This is a genomic window from Nonomuraea sp. 10N515B, from assembly GCF_052245915.1.
GTDB lineage: Bacteria > Actinomycetota > Actinomycetes > Streptosporangiales > Streptosporangiaceae > Nonomuraea.
Map to the genome: position 1 here is coordinate 21,733 of NZ_JBQQBQ010000094.1, position 6,000 is coordinate 27,732.

The window sequence follows — 6,000 nt, forward strand, 5'->3', positions numbered from 1 at the left end:
GTTTCAGTCGAGCGTGAAATCTCCCGCCAGCTCGTCCGCCTCCCTGATCCGGGCCTCGGCCTGCGGGCCGAGCTTCGCCAGCAGCCCGGCCACCAGCGACTCGACGACAGCCGTCGCCGGCACGATCGAGTCGAACGGGCTCGGGCCGTCCACCCTGACCGGCAGCACGATGTCGGCGACCTCGGCCGCCGGCGACAGCCAGGGGTCGGTGACGAGCAGGATCTTCGCGCCGTGCCCGTGCGCGTGCACCGCCAGATCGACCACGTCGCGCTGGTAGCGGCGGAAGTCGAAGACCACGCAGATGTCCCGCTTGCCCACGTCGAGCAGGAAGCCGGCGTGGTGGGCGGGCGTGTGCGGGTGCACGGTGGTGCCCGGGCGCAGCTGACGCAGATGGAGGTCGAGGTAGGTGGCCAGCAGATGCGAGTAGCGGCCGCCGAAGCAGGTGACGTGCCTGCCGGTGTCCGCCAGCAGGTTCACGGCGCGGTCCAGCTCGTCGTCCGGCAGCGACGCGTACGTCTGCTCGATGGCCTGCGTGAACACCCCCGCCGATACCGCGCGGAGATCGTCCTTGGTGACGCGCTGCGGGATGGTCAGCGGCGAGGCCTTGCGCTCCTGCACCTCGTCCCGCAGCACCTGCTGGAATTCCTTGTAGCTGTCGAACTGCAGGTGGGCGACGAATCGCACCACGGTCGGCGCGCTGACGCCGGCCCGCTGCGCGAGCTCGTGAGTGGTGCCGAGACCGGCCGAAGGGTAGTGCGCCAGGAGGGCCCGGGCCACTTTTCGTTCACCCGGTGAGAGCCGTCCCATGCTGCTCCGGATCAGCTCCGCCACGCTGGAGCTGGTCATGGGGCCGGTTGCCACAATGTGTACCTGCCTTCCTCGCCGACGTTGCAGGCAACGTATCTTCCGGCTGCGCCTCTGGCGAGCCGCTGTCATACCTCTTGCGGCGACCGGGGGTCGCCGTGCGGGTCTTTTCTCCTCTGACGGGAGAGGCGGGCTCCGTCATGTGGGGAGAACGCTGGAAGAATGCCGGGAGGGGAGTCACATGGCACGTCGGGTCAAGGTCGAGGGTGACAGGTATCACGCGCGGGTGCCGAAGGGGGCGGTGTACGTCGGCAGGGCTGCGCCGGGTCTGAAGGCGAGTCCGTACAACAGCCCGCACAGCGTAGGGCCGAAGGGATGCCGGACTTGCGGTGGTCAGGTCCATGAACGGCGCGAGGTGATGGAGCTGTACCGCGTTCACCTACGCGAGAATCCCGAGCTTGTCGATCAGGCTCGCCGCGAGCTGGCCGGCAAGGACCTCGCGTGCTGGTGCACGCCCGATCATGAGTGCCACGCCGACGTGCTGCTCGCCGTCGTGGCCGGGCGGGAACCGTGAGGACGCGGTCGTAACAATTGCTCCGCCTGGCTCGAACAGCGGACGGTCGGTACTCCGCCCCTACCGAAGCCTCAGAGGAGGTCTCCCCAAAACCCGCGTTCCGCAGCTAATCGCCGATCTAGGGCACGTTCGGACGCTAAACTGCAGGTCAGAAGGCTGCAGGCTGGCGAAAATCGCGAAAAGCCCTAGTGACACGACTTCCCGAAAATCGGCCCTCCACCTGGGGCGATGTTGCTATGGTCTGGTGACATGCCTGGCCGAGGTGGCTATGCCGAGGGAACGGGACGTCTTGGCTCTGCAACGTGTCGCAGAACATGAACACGCTCTACGAGCGGATTGTCCTACCACGTCCTAGCTACGCTCGTCCCTGAGTGCATCCTAGGCTCAGAACATGATCCTTTAGCTCGGCTCGCCTTGGCCAACTGACCAGGCATGATGCCGAGCCCTAGTGACACGCCGTACCAGCATGATCGACGGCGTCCTCGCAGCTCAAGTCCCAGATCCGTGTGCTTTTCTTCTCACACATCTGCGGAACGCGGGCAAAAGGGAACCAGCAGTGGCGCGAGCCAGTCTGCACTTATCGAGCGGCCTGTTCCGCTGAACTCGTTGGTGATGTAGTCGGTCAAGTCAGTGCCGTAGAAGATGATGTCGGTTTGGTAGACCGACAGCACTTTCCACGGCGCGAAAATGTTGACAGCCGAGTCGGAAAATGTTGACAGCTGAGTCGGCGGCTGGCTGAATGGGCGGCCCCGCCTTGGAAGGAAACCCGTGCGTCTCGCTCGCCCTCTCGCCGCCACCATGCTCGTGGCCGCCGCCTTATCCGCCCCGCAGCCCGCGCAGGCGGCCGCGTTCAAACATCCCGGCGTCCTGGTCAGCCGCGCTCAGCTCGACTTCGTCAAAGCCAACCTCGGCAACGAACCGTGGAAGTCCGCCTGGGAAGCCCTGCAACGCAGTTCCTATGCCTCGCTGTCCTACACGGCCAAGCCCCGCGCCGTCGTGGAGTGCGGTATGTACGGGAACCCCGACCACGGCTGCTCGGACGAGCGTGAGGACGCCAATGCGGCCTACACACACGCCCTGCGGTGGTACCTCACCAAGGACTCCCGCTACGCCAAGAAGGCGATCCAGATCATGGACGCCTGGTCAGCCGTGATCACCGAACACACCGGGAGCAACGCGCCGCTGCAGACTGGCTTTGCCGGCGCCAACTTCTCCCGCGCCGCCGAACTCATCAAGCACACCTACACCGGCTGGACCCAGGCCGGCCGGTTCGCCGACAAGCTGCGCACCGTTTACCTCCCGACCTTGATCGCCGGAAAGCCCAACAACCAGGGCAACTGGGAACTGATCATGACCGATGCCGCCATCGGCATCGCCGTGCACCTGGACGACCGCGCCTCCTTCGACCGAGCGGTCACGACCTGGCGCGGCAGGCTGCCCGCCTACATCTACCTCGCGACGGACGGCTCGCTGCCCAAGGCGCCGCCGAACAGCAAGCACGACACCGAAGCCGAGATCATCGACTACTGGCACGGGCAGACCAAGTTCGTGAACGGCCTGGCCCAGGAAACCTGCCGCGACTTCGGGCACACCGGATGGGGCATCGCGGCCATCTCCCACGTCGCAGAGACGGCCCGCCACCAGGGCGTGGACCTCTACGCCGAGGCCAAGCACCGGCTGCGATTCGCGATGGAGTTCCACGCCCGCCTGCAACTGGGCGCGACGGTGCCATCGTGGCTGTGCGGCGGAAAGGTCACCCTCGGCCTCGGGCCGAACCTCGAGGTCGGCTACAACGCGCTGCACCAGCGTTTCGGATACGACATGCCCAGTGCGGCGAAGTGGGTGAAGCAGAAGCGCCCGGTCGGTGCCTCGCGCTTCCTGGCCTGGGAGACCCTCACCCACGCGAAGAACCCGCGCTAAGCCGCGATGAGTGGATCGGCCACGCCGGACTTCAACTCCGACGGCGTGGCCGACATCTTCTCGGCCGCCACCGGAACGCTGACTGTCTGGAACAGCGAAGGCGGCAACAAGTTCGGCCCGGCCTTTTTGATCTCCGTACAGCAGCGTTGTATAGCAACGCGGCCTACACGGCCAATCTTCTACAGTCGGTACGCGCCAGGTCCGAGGCAGGCAGAGGGCGCAGTTGGTGCGAGACCGAGGAACGTATAGCCGCGCGATGTTGAGCACGTGGAAGGCCCGTCGAATGCAGCCGCAGGCCGCCGGAAAGCGCCGAGCAATTGTCAAATCCTGTGTATCGATGAGTGTGGTCGGACTTCCCAGGTCGGCCGTTGGAGCTGATCGTTGTACACGATGATGTCGGCGTGGTCGGTTGGGCGGGCTGTGGCGAAGTAGAGCTGTTGGGAGGGGATATAGCGGTTGCGCCAGGACCGTTCGATTTCGGCGGTGTCGGCGGTGGATCCGGCCAGCGCTGTGCCTCGGTCCCTGGCGCGATCTACCGTCTGCTCGAATGGGACGGAAACGAAGATGCGCAGGTCCCACCGGTCGATGAGTTCTGGGCGCAGGAGGAAGACGCCGTCGAAGAGCAGTACGGCATCAGCCGGGGCGGTCGTGGCCGGCGGGGACGATCGGGTGTCGGTGTCTCTGTCGTAGACCGCGTGTTGGAACCTTCGGTCTCCGCCTGGGCCCAGCGGATCGAGCAGGACCCGGCACAGCGCGGCGTGGTCGTGGGCGTCGAAGTAGCAGCCTTCGGCCGAGTATTGGCCGCGTCGGTAGCGCTGTGCACGGGGGAAGAGGAAGTCGTCGATGGTCGCGCGGATGACGTCGCGGTCCTGCGCGCGCAGGACGACGGCGAGCTCGTCGGCCAGCGTGGTCTTGCCTGCGGCGGGCGGCCCGTCGATGGCGATCCGCAGCGGGTGCGCGACCGTGACGGACCTGATCGCCTCGGCCAGCCGACTGATGAGCTCGCCGCGGGTGCCTTGGTCCATTGCTGCCTCTCTCACGGTGTCTCTGTTTAGCACCGCACGTCAGGCTGCGGTCGTGACGTTGCGTCTACTCGCGGAAATGCTCATTCATAATGGATTTCGCCTCGTCACCGTCCAGCCATTCCATGCGCAGGAGCCCCCCGCGCCAATCGCAGTATCCACTCTCAAGTTCGGCCAGCTCCTGATCGAGCTCTTCGGGACTCATGGCGAAGCTGATCGTGTCCTCGTACTCCCACGAGCCGTCCGCCTTCCGTGTGACCACGTGCCAGTGGGGCAGTTCGCGGCCGTTGACCATGCGGCGCCTCCAGAAGGGTCCCTTCACCTCCCACCACCTCTCAACCGTGACGTGAAGGAAGCCCATCGGCTCGCCGTCCTTGGAGAGATTGTAGGGCGACGCTGAAAATGAGCACGCAGGCGGCGTTCGTGGTGTCTATGTGGACGACATGAACGACCCCGCCAGGCGGTGGCCTGACGGGGTCTGGTGCTCACGGTGTCGTGGTGGTGCTCAGTCTGTCGCGATCACCTCGCTGACCGCGGCGCGGGCGGCGGACTCGTCGATGAGTTTCTTGTCTTGGGAGTAGGCCGCGACCAGAGCGGCCTTGGCGATGTTGTTGATCGAGCGTGGCTTGCCCCTGCTGGACTCGTGGACGAGTGCGACCGCGTCCTCGGTGAACAGCGGGTCGTGACGGCCCGCCTGGGTGAGATGGTGGCTGATGTAGTCGGCGGTCTCGGGCTCGGTCAATCCCGACATATGCCACCTGACACTGATCCTCTGATCGAGGGCGGTGAGCAGGCCGAGCTTGATCTGGCGGCGGAGGGTGGGCTGGCCGATGAGCAGGATCGCTGCCGGGGACCGCGAATCAAGATCATGGTTCGTCATCATCCTGATCGACTCCAACTGGTCGTGGTCGAGCAGGTGCGCCTCATCGATGATCACCACAGGGGTGCGGGCGCGTTCGGCGGCTTCGGTGGCCAGCGCGTCGGCGGCTTGCGGGATGAGGATGGCGCGGTGCAGGTGGGGTTTGCCGCCCAGGCTGGCCACGATGTGGTGGCAGATGCCGCGGGTGCCGACGGCGGGGTTGGCGATATAGACGATGGTGTGCTTGGTCGGGTCCAGGGCGGCGATCGCCGCGCGGACCGCGGCCGTCTTGCCCACGCCGACTTCGCCGGTGAGCACGCCGAGCGCGTGGTCGGCGATGGTCCAGGTGATGCGGGCGCAGGCCTGGGCGTGGTCGGCTGAGCGGTGCAGCGCGGAGGGGTGGATGTCGCGCCGGAACGGCATCGCCTTGAGCGTGAAGTGCTTGAGCAGCGGATCGAGCATGATGTGGTGCCTTTGCGGTGGCTGGTTTAGAACGGGTGGGTGGCAGGGATGAAAGCCGCGGCCAGTTCGTCGGTGATGTCCAGGGCGCGGCGGCGGGCTTGGGCGGCGACGTGCCGGGCCTCGACGGCGGCCAGGTGGTCGGCGTCGCCCCAGGTGGCGGCGATCTCGGCGAGGACGGCGGCCTTGGTCCAGAAGTAGGCGGCTTTGCGTTCCGGGGTGCGGGCGGACCGATCGGTTGACAGTGTTCGGGCTTCGGCGGCCAGTTCGGCGATGCGCCGGGTGATCGACGGTGCGGGTGGTGCGCTGTGGTGGATGCGGCAGAACTCGCATGCGTCGCTGGATGGCGTGGATGGCGTGGA

The 6,000-nt window shown here is 66.2% G+C and carries 7 protein-coding genes; 2 read left to right on the forward strand and 5 right to left on the reverse strand.

Going from position 1 to position 6,000, the window contains the following annotated elements:
* Nucleotides 1–3 precede the first annotated feature (3 nt).
* Nucleotides 4–846 carry a MurR/RpiR family transcriptional regulator gene (locus ACTWQA_RS54580; RefSeq protein ID WP_443166709.1) on the reverse strand — a complete coding sequence of 281 codons (843 nt, stop codon included), beginning with the start codon at nt 844–846 and terminating at the stop codon, nt 4–6.
* Between the two features lie 199 nt (nt 847–1,045).
* Here ACTWQA_RS54580 and ACTWQA_RS54585 point away from each other — a divergent pair, with 199 nt between their 5' ends.
* Together ACTWQA_RS54585 and ACTWQA_RS54590 are read left to right on the forward strand one after the other, a co-directional pair.
* Entirely contained in the window at nt 1,046–1,378 is a 333-nt protein-coding gene (locus tag ACTWQA_RS54585) for a DUF4326 domain-containing protein (protein WP_443166710.1), read from the forward strand.
* 768 nt (nt 1,379–2,146) lie between these two features.
* Nucleotides 2,147–3,298 carry an alginate lyase family protein gene (locus ACTWQA_RS54590; RefSeq protein WP_443166711.1) on the forward strand — a complete coding sequence of 384 codons (1,152 nt, stop codon included), beginning with the start codon at nt 2,147–2,149 and terminating at the stop codon, nt 3,296–3,298.
* Between the two features lie 320 nt (nt 3,299–3,618).
* Here ACTWQA_RS54590 and ACTWQA_RS54595 read toward each other — a convergent pair whose 3' ends face one another.
* The 4 genes from ACTWQA_RS54595 to ACTWQA_RS54610 form a co-directional block, all read right to left on the reverse strand.
* Entirely contained in the window at nt 3,619–4,323 is a 705-nt protein-coding gene (locus ACTWQA_RS54595) for a cytidylate kinase family protein (protein ID WP_443166712.1), read from the reverse strand.
* Nucleotides 4,324–4,387: 64 nt separating this feature from the next.
* On the reverse strand, nt 4,388–4,615 hold the full coding sequence (locus ACTWQA_RS54600) for a hypothetical protein (RefSeq protein ID WP_443166713.1): 228 nt from the start codon (nt 4,613–4,615) through the stop codon (nt 4,388–4,390).
* Between the two features lie 210 nt (nt 4,616–4,825).
* Nucleotides 4,826–5,641 (reverse strand): ExeA family protein, encoded by an 816-nt coding sequence (locus ACTWQA_RS54605; protein ID WP_443166714.1) that lies wholly within the window; start codon nt 5,639–5,641, stop codon nt 4,826–4,828.
* A gap of 26 nt (nt 5,642–5,667) precedes the next feature.
* Nucleotides 5,668–6,000: hypothetical protein (locus ACTWQA_RS54610; RefSeq protein ID WP_443166715.1), on the reverse strand; the 333-nt coding region annotated here is incomplete at its 5' end.